Genomic DNA, 18247 nt, shown 5'->3' with positions numbered 1-18247 from the left:
AGCCCACCTGCCGTCACCACCTGCCGTCACCACTTGCACCGTCACCGCCGCCCCTACTCGCCGACCCCCAGGAGCCCCGCCCATGGCCCACATGCCCGTCGACCTGCTGCCCGCACCCGCACCCCGCCAGACGCCGGTGCGGGCGATGACGATCGCCGGCTCGGACTCCGGTGGCGGCGCGGGAATCCAGGCCGACATGCGCACCATGGCGATGTGCGGAGTGCACGGCTGTGTGGCGGTGACGGCGGTGACGGTGCAGAACTCGCTGGGAGTCAGCGGTTTCAGCGCGATCGACCCGGCGGTGGTCGCCGATCAGATGCGTTCGGTGGTCTCCGACATCGGTATCAGTGCGGCCAAGACGGGGATGCTGGCGTCGAGTGCCATCATCGAATCCGTCGCGGCCACGGCATCCGAACTCGGCATCGGCCGTGACACACCGATCCCCCTCGTGGTGGATCCGGTGTCCGCATCGATGCACGGCGACAAGCTGCTCGCCGACGACGCGATGGACGCGTTGCGCTCGGTGCTGATCCCGAAGGCCACCGTGGTCACCCCGAATCTCGACGAAGTACGCCTGATCACCGGCATCGACGTGACCGACGACACTAGTCAGCGTGCCGCCGCGGAGAAGCTCCACGCGATGGGCGCCCAGTGGGCGGTGGTCAAGGGCGGTCATCTGCGCTCCAGCGACCAGTCGGTGGATCTGCTCTACAACGGCGACGTGTTCCACAGCTTCCCCTACCCGCGTATCGACACCGGTGACGACCACGGCGCCGGCGACACACTCGCCGCGGCCATCACCTGCGCACTCGCACACGGACGCTCGGTGCCCGAGGCCGTGGAATTCGCGAAGGGCTGGGTCAGCAGATGTCTGGAGTGGGCCTACCCGCTCGGTGCCGGACATGGGCCGGTCAACCCGCTGTGGCGCCTGTCGGTATGAGTCGACAGTACGAGCCATGAGCCGACTGGAGCGGCCGGTCCGTGGGTGGTTCGGATCGAACCCCCCACATCTGTGCGACCGCGGGCATAGTGGTTGATGTGCCCGACGGCGGCAGGCTCTTGTAGGGAGTCAAACCGACGAATGCCGCCAGCGGGTGAAAGGAGTTGCGACATGGCCGATCTCAACGGCAAGAACGTTCTCATCATCTCCACCGAATTCGGCACCGAACAAGCCGAGATCGAGACACCGCGGGATTTCCTGCTCGCGGCGGGCGCCTCGGTGACCGTTGCCACGCCCGACGGCGGCACCATTCAGACCGTCATCTCCGATCGCGACCCGGCCGACCAGGTGTCGGCCGACACCACGATCGCCGACGTGGCCGACTCTGACTTCGATGCGCTGGTGGTACCCGGCGGAACCGTCAATGCCGACACCCTGCGGCAGGACAAGGACGCGGTCGCACTGGCACGGCGCTTCGCGACCGCGGGTAAGCCCATCGCGGCGATCTGCCACGCACCGTGGCTGCTCGTCGAGGCGGGACTGACGATCGGCAAGACGCTCACCTCGTTCCCGTCGCTGCGCAGCGACCTCAACAATGCCGGCGCAACGTGGGTCGATCGCGAGGTCGTCGCCGATGACACCAACGGTTTCACGCTGATCACCTCGCGCAACCCCGACGATCTGGACGCCTTCGATTCGACACTGGCCGAGACCCTGGAGAAGGCGGGCGCCGCTGCCGGCTCGGGACGATAGATGCCCGCAGGCTCGACCGACTACCGTCGGCAGGCGATCAGCGGCTTCCTGCGCACGCGGCGCGCAGAGATCGAACCCGATCCGTCGTGGCCCATCGTCGAACCCGGTGGGTCCCGGCGGGTGCCGGGGCTGCGGCGTGAGGAAGTGGCATGGAAAGCCGGCGTGAGCGTCGACTACTACGTCAAGGTCGAACAAGCCAAAGTCCGGCCGTCGGAACCGATCATCACCGCGATCGCCGACGCGCTGGAGCTCACCGGCACCGACGCCGCCTATCTCCGGATGTTGTTCGACCCCAATCCGCCTGCGGCGGTGCAGATCCCCGATGTGGTGGATGTGGACACCGCACGCTATTCGCTCGAATACGTCGGCACCCATCTCGACGACGTCCTGATGACCCATCTGCTCGACGACGAGCTGAACATCACCACGCTCGACGATCGGACGCGTGCGATCCTCTTCCCCGGCCATGATGATCGTCCGGAGCGATTCTCGTTGCTGGAGTACATCTTCGATGATCCGGTGAGCCGCCGCGTCTACGTCGACTGGACCGAGAAAGCGCGCGAGGTGGTGGGACTGGCGCATATGCGCCTGGCCCAGGGCGGGGTGTCACCACAACTCGAATCACTCATCGCGCACCTGATGTCGCGGAGTTCGGCGTTCGCGCACATCTTCAAGCAGTACCGCCCCTACACCAACACCGTCGGCTCGTGGCGGATTCGTCTGCCCGACAACACGACACACACGTCGCGATATGTCACCGTCAGCTCCCCCACCCATCCGGCGCTGTCCCTGGTGATCTACCGCTCCGATGCGGAGACCGAACGGTCGGATTCCGCACGATGAACTCGACAGGAGAATTCATGACCGCCACCACCGCGGCCCCCGCGACCACCCACACCACCAGCTTCGTCGACGGGTCGTTCCTCGACCCGTCCGACACCGCCGACACCCTCGACGTGCTCAATCCGTCGACCGGCCAGACGCTGACGACGCTGAACATCTCCTCGGCGCAGGTGGTCGACGACGCCGTCGCCGCGGCGACGAGGGCCCAGCCCGCCTGGAGTGCGCTCACCGAAGTGCAGCGTGCGCAGTACATGCACCGTATCGCCGACGTGATGGCCGGTCGGCGTGAGGAATTCGTCACCGACCTGATGACCGAACAGGGCAAGACCCGAGCAGACGCCGAAGGCGAGGTCGACAAAGCGATCTCCTACTTCCACTACATGGCCGAGTGGGCACGCCGCATCGAGGGCGAGATGATCCCGTCAGACCGGACAGACGAGCTGATCCTGCTGCGCCGCCGCCCGATCGGCGTCGTCGCCGGCATCTGTCCATGGAATTTCCCGCTGTTCCTCATCGCACGCAAAGCCGCACCGGCGTTCATCACCGGCAGCACGGTGGTGATCAAACCCGCCGAGGACACCCCGCTCAACGCGATCATGTTCGCCGAGGTCTGCGCCGAGGCCGGCCTGCCCGACGGTGTGTTCAACCTGGTGATCGGACGGGGTGACGTCGGCGAGGCGCTCTCCGGACACCCGGATGTCGACTTCGTGACCTTCACCGGTTCCACCGCAACGGGATCGAAGATCATGGAGTCGGCCAGCCGCAACGTCACCAAGGTGACCCTCGAACTCGGCGGCAAGGCCCCGGCCATCGTCGCCGCCGACGCCGACCTCGATCTCGCGGTCGAGATGATCGCCATGTCGCGACTGATGAACAACGGTCAGGTGTGCACCTGCGCCGAACGCGTGTACGTCGATGCATCGGTGGCCCCTGTGTTCCTGGCGAAGATGACCGACTACTTCTCGTCGCTGAAGGTGGGCGACCCCGCCGACGAGTCGGTGGAGGTGGGCCCGCTCATCAACGCCGACGCGAAATCCAACACGCTGGCTTTCCTGGAGCGCGCGCGTGAGCAGGGCGCGACCGTGCTCACCGGCGGTGAGGATGTCGAGGGTCCGGGATACTTCTTCACCCCCGCGGTCATCGAGGTCACCGACGTCGACGCCGAGATCCTGCACGCCGAGGTGTTCGGACCGATCCTGCCCGTACACGTGGTGTCGGGGATCGACGAGGCGATCGCCGAGGCCAATGACTGCAACTACGGTCTGTCGTCGTCGCTGTACACCAATGATCTCAACCTCGCGATGCGTGTGATCGACGAGCTCGAGTTCGGCGAGGTCTACGTCAACCGGGAGAACGAGGAGGCCATTCAGGGCTTCCACGCCGGCATCAAGGCATCGGGAATCGGCGGCGCCGACGGCAAACATGCCATCGAGGACTACACCACCACCCAGGTCAGCTACATCCAGCGACGCTGAGAGCCCGCCGACGCGTCGCCCCCACCACCGACCGTCGGCTCGTGACGACCGTGCGTCGCGGCGCCTCAGGCGTCGCGGCGCACGGTCGCAGCCACTCCGGCGCCGAAGACGATCAGCGAGATCACCACGAAGTACACGAGAGATCCGTAGATCCCCCAGTGGAAGTAGCCGGTGTACGTGTCGTCCATGGAGGAGTCGGCGGCCAGAAACCGTCCGGCGTTCTGGAACGGCAGCCACGGTCCCACGTCGTCCCCGACGTGCGGGATCGACACGAGCACGTTCTCCAGCACCAGCATCCACACCATCAGGATCACGATCGCGCCGGCGGTCTGGCGCACCAGAGCGCCCACCCCGATCCCGATGAGCACCGCGCAGAAGGCGAACACCGGCATACCCCAGTAGCTGCGCACCGCGTCGGCGGCAGCGAGATCCACGGTGTGCGATCCCGAGGTGAGGGCCTTGCCGATCAGCATCGCCGCGATGTTGAGGACGCCGGCCACCACCGCGGCGAGCAGACCGTAGACGATCGCCTTGGCCACGAGCACCAGCGCTCGGTTGGGTGTGGCCAGGAATGTGGTGCGGATGGTGCCGAAGCGGAACTCACTGGTGACCGACAGGACTGCCATGATGGTCAGCACCACCACACCCACCTGGTACACGCCGAGAGCGAACAGTGTGGGTGACACACTCGTCCGAACGCCGGAATCCTCACTGCCCGAGGCCGATCCGATGATGACCGCCAAGCCGAGACCGATCACCGCCACGATCGCCACACACCAGTAAGGCGAGCGGGTGGTGAGCAACTTGATGCGCTCGGAGTTGATGGTGCGCGCGATCACTGGTGGCCTCCCTGACCGTGGAACGGACCCTGGGGCTGGAACGGTCCCTGCGGGAACTGGTTCTGACTGAATTGGTTCTGGGGGTACTGGTTCTGGGGAAACTGACTCCGGGGCGGCGGCCCCTGGGGATGCTGTCCTGGAGATCCCTGCCCCGGGGCACCCGACTGATATTGGGCGGCACCTGCGGTCATCCGCATGTACGCCTCCTCCAGGGAGCCGTTCCTCGGGGTGAGTTCGTGCAGCGCAATGTGATTGGCGGCGGCGATGTCACCGACGCGTTCGGCCGGTGCGTCGACCACGGTGAGGCTGGGACGGCCGTCTGCGGTGCTCGAGCGCATCGCGGTGATCTGATTCTGACCGAGCACCTGCGCGAGGCGATCGGGTTCGGGACTGCGGACGATCACCGAAGCCTGTGCGAGCGAGGAGAACTGGGCGACGGACATGTCGGCGATGAGCCGACCCTGACCGATGACGATCAGGTGATCGGCAGTCTGAGCCATCTCCGAGAGCAGGTGGCTCGACACCAGCACCGTGCGCCCCTGACGGGCCAGCGCGCGCATGTAGTTGCGGATCCACACGATGCCCTCGGGGTCGAGTCCGTTGACCGGCTCGTCGAACAGCAGCACACCCGGATCCCCGAGCATCGCACCGGCCAGGCCCAGCCGCTGCGACATGCCGAGGGAGAACCCGCCCGCCCGCTTATCGGCCACCGACGTCAGACCCACGTCGGCGAGCACCTGATCCACCCGGGAGTCGGGAATCCCGTTGGCAGCGGCCATCCACCGCAGATGCGCTCGCGCAGACCTGTTGGGGTGCACCCACTTCGCATCGAGCAGCGCGCCGACGTGGCGCAGGGGTTCGCTGAGTTCCCGATAGTTCGTCCCGTTGATGAGTGCCCGCCCGGCCGACGGCTGGTCGAGGCCGAGGATCATCCGCATCGTGGTTGACTTACCCGCGCCGTTGGGTCCGAGGAATCCGGTCACCAGACCGGGCCGGACCGTGAAGGTCAGATCGTCCACCGCACGGGTCGTACCGTAATCCTTGGACAGCCCTTCGACGTTGATCATGCCCGCTACTCTGCCAAACCCCTGCACACAATGACACCCCGGACACTCCGGGCACTCAGACACTCCGGACACTCAGACACCCCGGGCATCGACGTTCAGCGAACTCCTGCGACGAGACCCTCAGGCAATCGCCGGCGACGAGGCTGTCGCCCAGAATCGGCGCGGTATCCGCCCCGACCGCGCGGCGAGATGGCCGGCGTCCACAGCCAGCCGCATCGCCGTGGCCATCGCCTCCGGGTCGTCGGCCCTGGTCACCGCGGATGCGAGCAGCACTCCGTCACAGCCGAGCTCCATCGCCTGGGCGGCGTCGCTGGCGGTGCCGATCCCCGCATCGAGGATCACCGGCACCCGCACCGCATCGGTGATCATCTCGATGTGATGCGGGTTGGAGATGCCCAGCCCGCTGCCGATCGGGGAACCGGCGGGCATGACGGCCGCGACCCCGGCATCCTCCAACCGGACCGCGATCACCGGGTCGTCGGTGGTGTAGACCAGCACGGTGAATCCGTCATCGACGAGAGTTCTTGCCGCCGAGAGCGTCTCGACAACATCGGGGAGAAGGCTGCGCTCGTCTCCGATCACCTCGAGTTTGACCCAGTCGGTGTCGAGCGCCTCACGTGCCAAGCGGGCGGTGAGCACCGCCTCGGCGGCCGACTGGGAACCGGCGGTGTTGGGCAACACGGCGATGCCGAGACGGCGCAGCAGTGCGAGCACCCCGCTGGATCCACTGGCATCGACGCGCCGCATGGCGACGGTGGTCAATTCGGTACCCGAGGCGAGCAGCGCACGCTCGAGGGCCTCGAGCGTGCGCGCACCTCCGGTGCCCATGATCAGCCGGGAATTCAGGTCGCGGTCGCCGATCCGCAGCGGGGTCTGTGTGGTCGTGTGCGTATCGGTGGTCGTGTGCGTGTCGGTCATCGTTCAGCCGCCCTGGACCGCGGTGAGGACTTCCACCTCGGCGCCGTCGAACAGTGGGCGGTCCCAGGCACCCCGGGGGTGCACCTCGCCGTCGAGTGCCACTGCGATGCCCTCTTCACCCACCTCGAGCGCAGCGAGGATCGCGCGCATGCTGGTTCCATCGGGGAAGGTGTGATCGTCACCGTTGACCGTCACCGTCATCGTCATGTGAACCTCCTCGGGGAGAGATCGTCGAAGGTGGACCGGCGCCCCGCCGACACAGCCGCCGACCCAGCAGCAGAGCCGTCGAGCAGGTCGGCCACGAGCGCGCCGGTGAGCGGGGCCAGCATCATGCCCTCGCGTCCGTGACCGGTCGCCACGAGCGTGTGGTCGTCGAGCCGGCCGACCACCGGAAGGCCGTCGGGGGTGGCCGGGCGCATCGCCGCGGTGATGTCGGCCAGCCGGTACTCACGCAACCCCGGCATCACCAGGAATGCGTCGTCGAGAAGGTCTTTGACCCCGCCGATGCGCGGGGCCAGATCGTCGGCGTCGGCGACTTCGTACTGTGTGGCGCCCACGACCACCCCGTCATGGCGCGGCACGATGTAGACATCGCGGCCGTGCACCTTGGCCCGCACCACCGCCGACGGCGGCGGTGAGGTGTCGTGCCCGGCACGGAGGCGTACCGCCTCACCCTTCTGCGCGATCAGCGGGATCCGCGGACACAGCCGCCTCGTGTCGATACCGGCGGCGAGCAGGATCTGGTCGGGATGACGGTCACCGGCGCGCGCCATCTCGTCGATCTCGTCGATGCGACGCGTCACGAGCTGTCCGCCACGCGCGATGACGGCATCGGCGAGCGCCTGCACGACCCGTCGGTTGTCCAGCGCACCTTCGTCTTTGGCGAGATAGCCGCCGCGGACACGCGGGCTGAGCATCGGTTCACGCAGGGTCAACTCGCCGACGTCGACGACTGCGACGTCGTCGTCGGGCGTCCAGACCGTGGACGCCAGGCGCGCGAACTCGTCGAGGTCGGCACGATCGAAGCCGACGAACAGGGTCTCGGTGGCGGTCTGCAGCGAATCGCCGCCCGGCGCACCGATTTCGGCGAGTAATGCCGGCCACAACGACCCCGACTCGTGGGCCAGTTCGAGTTGGCGCTCTTCGCCGGGATGCCCCTCACCGAGGTCGCCGAGCATGGCCGCTGCCACCCAGGAGGCACGACCACGTTCACCGTTGTCGAAAACGGTTACCTGCCAGCCACTCTCGAGAGCCCGCAGAGCACAGGTCAACCCGATGACTCCGCCTCCGATGACGGCCAGGGTCGACGTCATAGCGCTGATTCTCCTTCCTGCGCCGGCATGATCCGGATCAGGTTCGACGGTCAGTGGCGGCGAACCACACTCTCAGCCCGACGTTCCTCGGACCCCCGCGTTCGACATCCACACTAATCGCTAACGTTGGCGGGTGTGAACACCGCTGCAGACGGGGTGACCCGCGCCGAGCGTCTTCGCGCACGCCTGGACTCCGCACGGCTGTACCTGTGTACCGACGCCCGACGCGACCGCGGCGACCTGCTCGACTTCCTCGACGCTGCGCTGACCGGCGGCGTCGACATCGTGCAGCTGCGTGACAAGGGGTCGGCCGGCGAGGCGCGATTCGGCCCGCTGGAGGCGAGTGCCGAACTCGACATCCTCGCCGGCATGCGCGAGGTGGCCGACCGACACGGCGCGCTGCTGGCCGTCAACGATCGCGCCGACATCGCCGTGACCACCGGCGCCGACGTGCTGCACCTGGGCCAAGACGATCTGCCGGTGGCCGCCGCACGCGCCGTGGTGGGTACCGACATGCTCATCGGGCGCTCCACCCACGACGCCTCGCAGGCCGATGCCGCGGCGACCGCCGAAGGCGTGGACTACTTCTGCGTGGGTCCGTGCTGGCCGACGCCGACGAAGCCGGGCCGCTCTGCTCCCGGGCTGCCGCTGGTGGAGCATGTGCGTGAGGTCGCCCGTCCCTGGTTCGCCATCGGTGGCATCGATGCCGCCCGCCTGCCCGAGGTGCTCGAGGCGGGCGCCACCCGGGTCGTGGTGGTCCGCGCGATCACCGCCGCCGACGACCCGGCCGCGGCCGCGGCAGCACTGCGCAGCCGGCTCTCCTGACGACTTTCGCCGATCTCTCTTGCCCACAGGGCAACTGCGGGTCTAGTGTCGAGCACATCATGCGCAGTCTTCTCGTAGCCCGTCGCCGTAGCGGGGTCTGATTTCCAGACCGACACCCCGCTACGGAGTGTCGTGCTACTCGTCGGTCGCCTCTCGCGTACCGACCAGAAAACGACAGACATCATGATTCAGTTCGACTCTCCCGCTCATTCACATGCCGAGTCCGCAGGTAGCGGCATCACTCTCGACGGTGCCGATCCCTTCCGGGCGCGCTACGGCGTCGGGCTGCCACGCGCGCTGCGCGACGAGGCGACCGGCATGAGTTGGCAGGAGTTCACGACCACCTACACCGGCTCGGCCGGACCACTGCGGCTCGGCGCCTGGACCACCCGGCCGGCCGCGAGCGACATGGTCGAATGCGACGCCACGCTGGCGCGCGGCGACCAGATCGTCGCGATGCGCGAGAGGGCCGCCGGACCGATCGGTGCGCTGACCTCGATGCTGCATCGGCTGGGGGCCAGCGTGGAGGTTCGCGCGCTGCATCAGCGTGAGACCTCCGCGGGGGTCACCACATTCCTGCTGTGTGCATGCGAGGGCAGACTGGCCTGGTCGATGGGTTCGGCGGCCGACGCCGAGGGGTCGGGTATACGCGCACTGATCGCCGGCGCCAACCGGCTGGCCTGAACTCAGCGACTGCGCAGGCTCACCAATTCGGCGTGCAGACGCGGCCAACTCGCCTCGAATGCCGGATGCAGCGGCAGATTCGCCACCTCCTCGACCGCGACCCACCGCAGTTCCACCGACTCCTCGTTGGCCACGGTCGACACCGGCTCGGCGACGTCGGCGATGACGGTGGTGTAGGTCCAGCCGTTGGTCGCGGTGAACGTCAACAGCTCGGCGCGCACACTCACCAGGGCGGGCGGGATGCCGGCCTCCTCGGAGGCCTCCCGGACGGCGGTGTCGGCGGCCGACTCGTGGGAGTCGCGCGCACCTCCGGGCATGGCCCACGTGCCGCCTTGATGACTCCACGGGGCGCGGTGCTGCAGCAACACGACGTCACCGGACTCATCCGGCGCGCGCAGCAGCAGTCCGGCGGCCCCGAATCGACCCCAGAACCGTGATCCGTCGCTGTCGATCGCCCAGCCGTCGCCGTCTCCGCGCATGGCCGCTGACCACCCCCCGACGTCGTCGCCCCTCGGCGTGTTGGCCACCACGCTAGTCCTCGACTCCCGGACCGCGCGGACCAGCGCGCCCGCGGATCACCGGGCGGGCACACACGGGCGTAACCACGCGCACCCTTCGAGCGATCGAACTATAGAGTCATCAGTCAGCGGCGCGCGAATGAGAGGTGTGGTGACCGGCGATCCAGGGGCTGACCCGAACAGCTCCGGACGCCTGCGTACGTGGGTTGGTCCCCGTCGCGGTTTCGGCCACGTGCGCAGTCGCGGACCGGAGAACCGTGATGATGCCGATTCCCGCGACTCCTCCCGCACCCGTGTCCGTCGGCCCCGTGTGCTGCGCCCGGCGACCGCCGCCGAACCCGAGGTCGGGCCCGACGGTTTGCATCCCGGTGTTCCGATCCGCCCACCGGTGCCCGCCGGCGAAGCCCCGGTCGCACCGTCGTCGCCGTTCCTGTCGATGCGCGAGATGGTGGGCACCACTCCCGGCCGACTGTTGGTGATCACCGCGGTGCTGGTGATGGCCGCGGTGGTGATCGGCGCCTACGGCTCGAATGTGATGACCCGGCGCACCACCGCGCTGAGCACGATCATCACCGACACCGAGCCGATCGCCCAGTCGGCGCAGGTCCTCTACAGCTCACTGTCGATCGCCGACGCCTCGGCGAATGCGGCGTTCATCTCGGGCGGGCTGGAGTCACCCGAGCTGCGCAGTCGCTACAACGATGCGATCGCCACGGCCTCGCAGGCGCTGATCCAGGCCGCGAGCGGCACCACCATCGAGAACCAGCAGGTGCGCAGCGACCTCGACACCCTGTCGATGCAGTTACCCGTCTACACGGGGCTGATCGAGACGGCGCGCACCAACAACCGGCAGGGCAACCCGGTGGGCTCGTCCTATCTGGGTATGGCCTCCAACCTCATGCAGTCCACGATCCTGCCGGCCGCCGAGCGGCTCTACGAGAAACGCTGGGATGCGATCACGCGTCCCGATGGCACCATCTCCCAGCCGCCGTGGGGGGCGTATGTGCTGCTCACGCTGCTGGTGGTGATGCTGGTGGCCACCCATGTGTATGTGGCCCGGCACACCCGCCGCAGGTTCAACGTGGGCATCCTGGTGGCCATCGTGTGCGTGGCGCTGGTGTTCATCTGGGTCCTGATCGGCGGTCTGGCCTCGGTGTCGGCCGCCCACCGGGCCACCACCGACGGCCTGACACCGCTGCGCGATCTCACCGAGGCCCGGATCCTCATCCAGAAGGGCCGCTCGGACGAGACGCTGTCACTGGCACGCCACGGCGACGAGGACACCCTGGAGTCCGACTTCGTCTCCAGTGCCGACCATGTCACGGTGATCCTGCAGCGCTACCAGCAACCGGGCAGTCCCGACATCGGCGACTCGGTGGACTCCGCATCGCGTGCGCTCGCACAGTGGCGCAGCTCGCATGCGCTGGCCGGGAGCCGCGCGTCGACCGGTGACTTCGCCTCGGCGGTACGTCTGACCGTCGGCTCGGGCGCCGACGGCTCCTCGCAGGCGTATGCGACGCTCGACCGCGCACTCGTGGAGGCCATCGACCACACCCGCACCACGTTCCGCGACGACATCAACACCGCGCGGGTGCTGATCGGCTACACCGGCGCCGGTGTGGTGACGCTGACGGTGCTGGCCGCGATCGCCACCGCCATCGGCATGTTCCCCCGGATCAGGGAGTACCGGTGAGCGGGCATCGCCGGCGACTGGTCGGCGCGGTGGTCGCGACCGCGGCGGTGGCACTGACCGCCTCTGCCTGCGTGCGGGTGGAGGCCCCCGACGCCGCACCGCCGTCGGCGCAGATGACCACCCCCACACCCGAGGGGTGGGCGCGCGGCGACACCGACCCGGTGGATTCGGAGAACTCCGGCACCTGCGAGGCGTCGGGCAGTCTGCGCCCGCCCGCGGTGATGCCCGCCCCCAACCGCATGCCGCGCGGGTCCACCATGGAGGCGATCCACCAGCGCGGTGTGCTGATCGCCGGCGTGGACATCGGCAGCAACCTGTTCAGCTTCCGCGACCCGGCCACCGGGGAGATCGAGGGGTTCGACATCGACGTGGCCAGGGAGATGGCACGCGCGATCTTCGGGGACCCCAACCGTATCGAGTTCCGGATCCTCAGTTCCTCCGAGCGCATCTCCGCACTGGAGACCAATTCGGTGGACATCGTGGTCAAGACCATGAGCATCACCTGCGATCGGCTCGACGACGTCGCCTTCTCCACGGTGTACTTCGAGGCGTCCCAACGTATCCTGACCCTGCAGGGCTCGCCGATCACGGGCGTGTCCGATCTGGCGGGCCGGCGAGTGTGCGTCGCGCGCGGGACGTCGTCGGCGCGGCGCATCGAGGAGCTGGCGCCGAAGGCCCAGATCTACACCACAGGGACGTGGGCGGACTGTCTGGTCGCGCTGCAGCAGAACCAGACCGACGCGATCTCCACCGACGACGCGATCCTCGCCGGGCTCGCCGCACAAGACCCGTATGCGCGGGTCGTCGGTTCGAGTCTGGGTGTGGAGCCCTACGGCATCGGGATCAACAAGGACCACACCGACCTGGTCCGGTTCGTCAACGGGGTGCTCGCGCAGATGCGCGCCGACGGCCGTTGGTACCAGCTTTATGACACCTGGCTCTCTATCCTCGGACCAGCGGGGTATCCGCCGCAGCCCACCTACCGGGACTGACGCCAGGCACCCCCGGACAACCCGGAATCACCACGAGACCATCACGATGAGAGGCGCGAGGAGGTGAGCGCACGCCATGGCCGAGCACTCCCGTTCGCACGTCGCCGAGGCCGAGGTCGCCACCCAGGCCGAGGTCGCGACGCAGGCCGCGTCTCGCAACGATCTCGACGTGGCCACCCAGGCGGCCGCACGCACTGATCTGGAGGTGGCCACCCAGGCGGCAGCGCGCAGCGATCTCGAGGTGGCCACCCAGGCGGCCTCGCCGGGCACGCTCGCCAAGACCTCGACGGTGTTCCGGCCCCGCGGCGACACCGCCACCGACCAGACCGCCATGGTCTCGGGACCGGCGGCCATCCCGGGTGCCGGTGCGGTCAAGCGGCGTCGCCGCATCGGCGGCGGACTGGTGGAGATCCCGCGGGTCGGCGACGTCGCACCGACCGACGCGGTGATGACCGATCCGGTGATCCCGGAGAACAAGCGGGACTGCTGGCGCTGCGGACGTCCGATCGGACGGACCACCGGCTTCGGCCGGGGTCCGCTGACCGGCGACTGTCCGCACTGCGGTGCGCACTACTCGTTCGTCCCCGGCTTGGCGCCGGGGACGATGGTCGCCGACCAGTACGAGATCGCCGGCGCCATCGCCCACGGCGGCATGGGGTGGATCTACCTCGCGATCGACCGCAACGTGTCCGACCGGCCGGTGGTGCTCAAGGGTCTGCTCAACTCGATGGACGCCGACGCGCGGGCCGTCGCCGTGGCCGAGCGGCAGTTCCTGGCCTCCGTCTCCCATCCGGGCATCGTCAAGATCTACAACTTCGTCGAGCACACCGACGTCACCGACCGCACCTTCGGCTACATCGTGATGGAGTACGTGGGCGGTGCCACGCTCAAGGCGCTGACCTCGGGCAAGGCGACCGTGGACGAGGACGAGGACACCTCGGCCGCAAACGCCCCGGCCACCGAGTCGGGCGCCAACCGCCAGGGCACCCTGCTCTCGCCCGAGCAGGCGATGGCGTACATGCTCGAAGTGCTCGGCGCGCTGTCGTACTTCCACTCGCTGGGGCTGGCCTACAACGACGTGAAACCCGAGAACATCATGATCGGCGACGATCAGGTGAAGCTGATCGACCTCGGCGCGGTGTCCGCGATCAACGGATACGGCCACCTCTATGGCACACCCGGCTTCCAGGCACCGGAGATCGTGCAGACCGGGCCGCAGGTGGCCACCGACATCTACAGTGTCGGAAGGACTCTGGCGGTTCTCACACTGCCCATGCCGATGGCTGACGGGCGCTACGTCGACGGCCTGCCCGATCCGAAGAACTCGCCGCTGCTCGCCGAGTACCCCTCATTCCAGCGGCTGCTGGAGCGTGCGACCGATCCCGATCCCCGGCACCGATTCGCCAGTGCCGAGGAGATGAGCACTCAGATGCTCAACGTGCTGCGAGAAGTGGTGGCACACAAGACCGGTGTGCCGCGGCCGGCGCTGTCGACGGTGTTCACCCCACAGCGCACCACCTTCGGCACCGAGGCGATGCTGGGACCGGTCGACGGGTATTTCGAGAACGACAACATGGACTACACCCTCAATCCGTCCGATATCGTTGCCGCACTGCCGATCCCGCTGATCGACCAGAACGACCCGGCAGCCGGACTGCTGAACTCGGCCGCCATGAGCGAACCGACCCAGACCCTGGAGACCATCCACACCGCACGAGAGAACGGCCTGGCGGAGGTGATCGGTGTGGACTCGAACCGCGATCACCCGTCGCTGGAGGTCGACCTCGCCGAGGCCCGCGCCTACATCGAACTCGGTGATGTCGATTCGGCGCTGGAGGTACTCGGCGAGACGGCCACACACTACGGGGCGTCGTGGCGGTTGCAGTGGTACCTGGGTATCTGCGCACTGCTCAATGAGGATCCGGAGTTGGCCTACAAGCGTTTTCGCCGTGTACTGGCCGCCATGCCCGGTGAGATCGCCCCCAAACTCGCGGTGGCAGCCACGGCCGAGCTGCTGGCCCGCTGGGTGAGCGCAGAGGGCAGCACCAGCAGTCGTCGCGAGGCCGAGGTCCGAGGATGGAAAGACACCGCCCTGCAGCTGTACACCGCCCTGTGGGAAACCGACCGGGCGATCGTGACCGCCGCCTTCGGTGTGGCCCGGATGCGCTATGCCGCAGGCGATATCGACGGCACGATTCGTGCTCTCGATGAGGTCCCCGCGACCAGCCGCCACTACAACACCGCCGGGTGCACCACCGTGCTGGTCCTCGTGCACGCCGGCGATGCGGTGGATGTGACCGAAGAGCAGCTCCGCGCCGCGGCGCGGCGGCTTACGGCCATGCCCGACGCCGAACCGCGCAAGGACCGGCTGGCGATCCTGGTGCTCGGGACCGCACTGAACTGGCGGCTCAAACATCCCGATGGCGCCACATCGACCGAGCCGCTGCTGGGCTACGACTTCACCGAACTCGGGCTGCGGACAGGGACCGAGGAGTCGTTGCGGCGCCTGGCCCGCTCGACCGTCGACCGCAAACGCCGGTTCACCCTCATCGACCTCGCGAATTTCGTGCGGCCACAGACCGTCTTCTGACCCGCCGTACCGCCGGACGCTCTCAGGGCGCTGCGTTGTACCGGTCGAGCAGTTCGGCGAAGGTGGCGCGCTCGGTGTCCGACCAGTCCTCGGTCCGTCCGGCCACGGTCTCACGCTGCGCCTTCTCGGCGATCTCGAGTACGGCCAGCCCCTCGTCGGTGAGATAGAGCGGCATCCGTCGGCCGCTGCCGTCGGCGCGTCGCACGAGCCCTCGTTCCACGAGCGAAGTCAGCTGCCGACTGGCTGTCGACTTGTCGATGTAGGCCTCACCAGCGACGACACCGGCGAGAATCCCGGGCTCGTTGGCGACGATGCGCAGCAGCGAGAAGTCGACATAGGTCAGTCCCGGCTGCACCTCACGTCCCTCGCCCCGCGTACGACGCGAGAAGCGAGTGAATGCGCGCACGATGCGGTCGATGTCGTCTGTCGGGCTCGTCACCACAGAATCCTTCACCTTGCATACGATTACCTACGAGTTGTAGTCTACAACTACACCGAGTTGCGCGATACAACTCAAATCCGACTTTCCCGGCCAGGAGCGCTCATGTCTCATGTGACCCCGCAGGCAGTGCCCATGCGGACAATCCTGACGCACGTGGTGGTGCCCGCATTGATGGGCGTGGCCATGGCGTTGTGCTATATCGGCGGCTTCAGCAAGCCCGATCCACACCACCTCCGCATCGACATCGTGGGCCCGGCTCCGCAGGCGGCGGTCGCGACGAGTCAGCTGCAGAACGCACTGGGTGATCGCGTTGACCTTCGCACCTCTGACAGTGCCGAGAACGCCACCGAAGCCATCCAGCATCGCGATCTGGTTGCCGCCTATGTGCTCTCACCCACCAAGCCCCAGCTGTTGGTGAGCACGGGCGCATCCGACACCCAGGCCGTGACGGTCGAGCGAATGTTCACACCGGTCGCCAACCAGGCCAACCTCCCGCTGGAGATCCGCGACGTCGCCCCGGTCGACTCGTCCTCGGACCCGAGCGGTCAGTCATTGTTCTTCTACATGGTCGCGCTGACCGTCGGCGGATACGGCACCGCGATCGCGATCGGCGTCGCCGCCGGATCGCGCCGGATGCGAGTGCGGATCGGACTCGGAGTCGGCGGCGCCGCCGTGGTCACCTTCCTGGTCATGCTGATCGCCTCGGCGGTCTTCGACGCCATTCCTTCGCACGTCTGGGAGATCTCGCTGCTCTCGTTCGTCTACCTCTTGGCGGTGATGGCCTTCGGCATATCGCTGCACGTACTCCTCGGCAGATTCACCACGCTGGCGATGGTCACCATCTTCGTCGGCCTCAACTTCACCACCTGTGGCGGCGTGTTCCCGCCGTCACTGCAGCCGGGCTTCTTCTCTGCGCTGCACAGCTTCTGGCTCGGTGCAGGTCTGAACGAAGCCGGCCGCAACCTCATGTACTTCCCCGACGTCAGCATCGTGACAGACGTGTGGAAGATCGTCGGCTGGGTTCTCGTGGGCGGCGCCTTGCTCGCCATCGCGACCTATGTGCAGAAGCGGCGGCTCACCCCCACCCCCACACCTCCTCGCGACCAGCTGGATCCGGAGTCCGAGGAAGAACTCGAGGAGGACGTCGCAGCCTGATCCTGCAGCATCTCTCTCCTCGTGAGAACGTTCGGCGTGCACTGCCCCGCGGTGCACGCCGAACGTGTCTCTTGAGCACGACGCCGAGTCGACACGGTTCCCGGAGGTTCCCGCTGTCATTCACGTGAATGATCTTGGTTTTGTTGGTGATTCGGTGTTATTTCCCCTTGTCGGGATGGGTTTTCCGCGATAGACTCGAACATGTATTCGATAGATGGTTCGAGTCGAGGTCATCCACCGGGAGGGGGTTCCGATGTCTCAGGTTGAACAGTCTGTTGAGTCAGANGGTGGTTGTTCGGGCGCGGCGTGCTGGTGCGTTGATGGAGTGGCACCGGTTGCGGGCGATGGCCGAGGTTTTCGAACGGCTGGTCGCGCCGTATGTCGGGGAAGACCGCCGTGTCTACGACGCCCATACCCGTGCGGCGAATGAGATCGCGATGATGCTCGGTCGTAGTCAAGCCGGTGTGGAAACCGAGTTGATGGACGCCGCGCACCTGTTCGCGGGCCTTCCGCAGGTGGCGCACTGCCTGCATGACGGAGTGATCACCGGCGGACACATCCGCACGATCATCGCCCGAACCGCACTGGTCGGCGGCCAAGAGTATGCGCCCCTGGTCGATGGTGAGTTGGCGGAGGCTCTGCGGCGGCAGGGCAGCTGGTCGCTGCAACGTCTGCGCGATGTGTGTGACCGGATTGTGTTCCGCCACGACCCTGCCGCGGTGCGTGAACGCCGTAAAGCCGCGGAAGAAGGCCGTCGGGTGTGGGCCGAGAACACAACCGACGGCATGGCTGTGCTGCATGCCTCCATGACCGCCGAAAACGTGCGCATCGCCGCAGCCCGCGTCGATGCGTTGGCGAACAGTGTGTGCGAGTCCGATCCGCGGCGTGACGGCGCGCGTCGCTCCGATGCAGTGTTCGCACTGTTGTCAGGAGACGTGTTCGAGTGCCAATGCGACCGCGGCGACCAGTGTGACGCCACGATCCCCGCACCGGCGATGGTGCAGGCGGCTGAGGCGCAGGTGATCATCCATGTGATTACCGAGGCCGCCACACTCGAAGATCCGGATCCGGAGCCGGAGGCTGAGCCGGAGGCGAAGGCGGAGGCGGCGGAAGCTGCTGTAGCTGAATCTGATTCGGTCGACAAGTCTGGACCCGAGCCCAGGACCAAGCGAGCCTATTCCCCGCGCCACTCCGGTGTCG

18 protein-coding genes are annotated in these 18247 nt (G+C 67.4%); 11 read left to right on the top strand and 7 right to left on the bottom strand.

Annotation, left to right across the window (positions count from 1 at the left end; genetic code table 11):
• Positions 1–82: 82 nt before the first annotated feature.
• From thiD to aldA, 4 genes are all read left to right on the top strand, one after another.
• Positions 83–940 carry a bifunctional hydroxymethylpyrimidine kinase/phosphomethylpyrimidine kinase gene (gene thiD, locus IEW22_RS15790; protein ID WP_373284214.1) on the top strand — a complete coding sequence of 286 codons (858 nt, stop codon included), beginning with the start codon at positions 83–85 and terminating at the stop codon, positions 938–940.
• Between the two features lie 171 nt (positions 941–1111).
• On the top strand, positions 1112–1693 hold the full coding sequence (locus tag IEW22_RS15785; protein ID WP_188587622.1) for a type 1 glutamine amidotransferase domain-containing protein: 582 nt from the start codon (positions 1112–1114) through the stop codon (positions 1691–1693).
• Positions 1694–2536, top strand: a complete 843-nt coding sequence (locus IEW22_RS15780) for a helix-turn-helix domain-containing protein (protein WP_188587621.1) — start codon at positions 1694–1696, stop codon at positions 2534–2536.
• Between the two features lie 17 nt (positions 2537–2553).
• Positions 2554–4011 (top strand): aldehyde dehydrogenase, encoded by a 1458-nt coding sequence (gene aldA / locus IEW22_RS15775; protein WP_188587619.1) that lies wholly within the window; start codon positions 2554–2556, stop codon positions 4009–4011.
• Positions 4012–4076: 65 nt separating this feature from the next.
• On the opposite strand, the gene IEW22_RS15770 is transcribed toward aldA, so the two are convergent.
• The 5 genes from IEW22_RS15770 to thiO form a co-directional block, all read right to left on the bottom strand.
• Positions 4077–4850 carry an ABC transporter permease gene (locus IEW22_RS15770; RefSeq protein WP_229742789.1) on the bottom strand — a complete coding sequence of 258 codons (774 nt, stop codon included), beginning with the start codon at positions 4848–4850 and terminating at the stop codon, positions 4077–4079.
• Positions 4847–5917: an ABC transporter ATP-binding protein gene (locus tag IEW22_RS15765; protein ID WP_188587617.1), complete on the bottom strand. Its 1071-nt coding sequence runs from the start codon at positions 5915–5917 to the stop codon at positions 4847–4849. The genes IEW22_RS15770 and IEW22_RS15765 overlap by 4 nt, the downstream gene beginning before the upstream one ends.
• Positions 5918–6037: 120 nt before the next feature.
• Positions 6038–6835, bottom strand: coding sequence for a thiazole synthase (gene thiG / locus IEW22_RS15760; protein WP_188587615.1), 798 nt, complete (start codon positions 6833–6835; stop codon positions 6038–6040).
• Positions 6836–6838: 3 nt separating this feature from the next.
• Complete coding sequence (gene thiS / locus IEW22_RS15755) at positions 6839–7042, bottom strand: sulfur carrier protein ThiS (RefSeq protein ID WP_308421408.1); 204 nt, start codon at positions 7040–7042, stop codon at positions 6839–6841.
• Positions 7039–8148, bottom strand: a complete 1110-nt coding sequence (gene thiO / locus IEW22_RS15750; RefSeq protein ID WP_188587614.1) for a glycine oxidase ThiO — start codon at positions 8146–8148, stop codon at positions 7039–7041. Before thiO ends, thiS begins: the two co-directional genes overlap by 4 nt.
• Before the next feature lie 156 nt (positions 8149–8304).
• Here thiO and thiE point away from each other — a divergent pair, with 156 nt between their 5' ends.
• Positions 8305–8973, top strand: coding sequence for a thiamine phosphate synthase (gene thiE / locus IEW22_RS15745; protein ID WP_188587660.1), 669 nt, complete (start codon positions 8305–8307; stop codon positions 8971–8973).
• 183 nt (positions 8974–9156) lie between these two features.
• Positions 9157–9657, top strand: coding sequence for a 2-isopropylmalate synthase (locus tag IEW22_RS15740; protein WP_229742788.1), 501 nt, complete (start codon positions 9157–9159; stop codon positions 9655–9657).
• 2 nt (positions 9658–9659) lie between these two features.
• Here the strand turns inward: IEW22_RS15740 and IEW22_RS15735 are convergent, their stop codons facing one another.
• A complete protein-coding gene (locus IEW22_RS15735; RefSeq protein WP_188587656.1) occupies positions 9660–10136 on the bottom strand; it encodes an NUDIX hydrolase in 477 nt (158 codons plus the stop codon).
• A 190-nt stretch (positions 10137–10326) separates the two neighbouring features.
• Between IEW22_RS15735 and IEW22_RS15730 the strand changes: the two genes are divergently transcribed.
• The 3 genes from IEW22_RS15730 to IEW22_RS15720 all read left to right on the top strand — a co-directional run bounded on the left by IEW22_RS15730 (position 10327) and on the right by IEW22_RS15720 (position 15450).
• Positions 10327–11868, top strand: a complete 1542-nt coding sequence (locus IEW22_RS15730; protein ID WP_188587612.1) for a hypothetical protein — start codon at positions 10327–10329, stop codon at positions 11866–11868.
• On the top strand, positions 11865–12860 hold the full coding sequence (locus IEW22_RS15725; protein ID WP_229742787.1) for a glutamate ABC transporter substrate-binding protein: 996 nt from the start codon (positions 11865–11867) through the stop codon (positions 12858–12860). Before IEW22_RS15730 ends, IEW22_RS15725 begins: the two co-directional genes overlap by 4 nt.
• 76 nt (positions 12861–12936) lie before the next feature.
• Positions 12937–15450 (top strand): serine/threonine-protein kinase, encoded by a 2514-nt coding sequence (locus IEW22_RS15720; RefSeq protein WP_188587610.1) that lies wholly within the window; start codon positions 12937–12939, stop codon positions 15448–15450.
• A gap of 22 nt (positions 15451–15472) precedes the next feature.
• Here the strand turns inward: IEW22_RS15720 and IEW22_RS15715 are convergent, their stop codons facing one another.
• Positions 15473–15889: a MarR family winged helix-turn-helix transcriptional regulator gene (locus IEW22_RS15715; protein ID WP_188587608.1), complete on the bottom strand. Its 417-nt coding sequence runs from the start codon at positions 15887–15889 to the stop codon at positions 15473–15475.
• A gap of 105 nt (positions 15890–15994) precedes the next feature.
• Here IEW22_RS15715 and IEW22_RS15710 point away from each other — a divergent pair, with 105 nt between their 5' ends.
• Both IEW22_RS15710 and IEW22_RS15705 read left to right on the top strand, forming a co-directional pair.
• Entirely contained in the window at positions 15995–17047 is a 1053-nt protein-coding gene (locus IEW22_RS15710) for a hypothetical protein (protein WP_188587606.1), read from the top strand.
• Positions 17048–17391: 344 nt separating this feature from the next.
• A partial coding sequence (locus IEW22_RS15705; RefSeq protein ID WP_188587603.1) for a DUF222 domain-containing protein occupies positions 17392–18247 on the top strand: 856 nt, incomplete at its 3' end.

The organism is Gordonia jinhuaensis, assembly GCF_014639795.1.
Lineage (GTDB): Bacteria > Actinomycetota > Actinomycetes > Mycobacteriales > Mycobacteriaceae > Gordonia_B > Gordonia_B jinhuaensis.
The sequence above is the reverse complement of the archived record's forward strand: the minus strand, read 5'-3'. Positions and strand labels throughout refer to the sequence as shown.